General features: G+C 67.8%; 2 protein-coding genes. One reads left to right on the forward strand and one right to left on the reverse strand.

The window, feature by feature from the left end:
- Positions 1–356: YihY/virulence factor BrkB family protein (locus FHD67_RS20155; RefSeq protein WP_139599855.1), on the reverse strand; the 356-nt coding region annotated here is incomplete at its 3' end.
- A gap of 667 nt (positions 357–1,023) precedes the next feature.
- Between FHD67_RS20155 and FHD67_RS20160 the strand changes: the two genes are divergently transcribed.
- A partial coding sequence (locus FHD67_RS20160) for a hypothetical protein (RefSeq protein ID WP_139599856.1) occupies positions 1,024–1,205 on the forward strand: 182 nt, incomplete at its 3' end.

The raw sequence follows: 1,205 nt of genomic DNA on the forward strand, positions 1-1,205 counted from the left end.
TAGGCGATGTTCAGCCCCTCCATCAGGGTCATGACGCCCTTCATGGCGCCATAGATCGCGATGGCCAGACCAAAGGCAGCGACCAGCCCGGTCGCCGTCTCATCGCCGCTGGTGACCTTCAGGACCTGTTCCTGCAGCACCGCCCCGGCGCTTTCCGGGATCAGGGCCATGACCGTGTCCAGCTGGCTGGCGATGTCGGCGGGGTCCAGCACCAGACCCGCGATCGAGATCAGCGCGGCAAGGGCCGGGAACACCGACAGCAGCGCATAGAACGCGATGCCCGCCGACACGACCGAAATGTGGTCGCTGGCGATCTCGGTCTTCACGCGAACAAGGATCTGCTTCCATTCCGCCATGGAAAATCGTGTCGGAGAGGCTGTCCCCTTCTGGTCTGTCGAAAGGGTCGTCTTAGTACGGGGCACGTGGTTCTCCAGCGCTGTAATGGGCAGGGTCGGCAGGTCCGCAAGCTCACGAATCTGTCATCTGTGCAGACGTAAGGCGATCACCGCGACCGGGGTTCCTTGCGCAATCGATGCCCTGCCCGACCGTTGCCCTGTCGCACCGTTCCGCCGCCGCCGACGATCGGACAGAAACGGGTGACCTGTGCCTGCCCGGCCTGTCCCCGACTGCTGTCACGACCGGGGGGGTGCCGCTGCCGGGCCGTGGGTGACGTGACCTGCCGTCGGGGCGATGAGGCAAACGGCTGGAACATTCGCGCCATCCCCTTGTTGGACCCCTGCTCGATCACGGGCCCAGAACACAAGGAAAGGCCCGCCCATGCATCGTCGTCCCGACACGCCACCCCTCGTTCCCGGCGCCGCGCGCAGGTCGCGGAACCGCGCCTGATGCGCCGTTACGCCGCCGCACACGCTGCCCCCGACGGCGTCCAGCCACCACGCAGCCTGCTGGATCGCCGGAACCAACGCCCCCGCGGCCAGACGCCGCCCATGCGGGCCATCTGACCGAACACCATGATCGCGGCGCCGGACCATCGGTGCCGCACAGCTTTGGGAAAGGACCGTCATGCCCCATCATGATCATCTCGACCACATCCGCCACACGCCCCGGCCGCCCGCATCCGGCATCGGTCTGGGCGCGGTGCTGGGCATCTTCCTGGCCGCCGCCGGAACCGGCTATCTGCTGACCCGCCAGCCCGAACGGCGTCCCGCCGACAACGCCCCCCGGCGCGCTGCCAAGCACGGGCC

This window comes from Paracoccus haeundaensis, from assembly GCF_006239215.1.
In the GTDB taxonomy this organism is placed as follows: Bacteria; Pseudomonadota; Alphaproteobacteria; order Rhodobacterales; family Rhodobacteraceae; genus Paracoccus; species Paracoccus marcusii.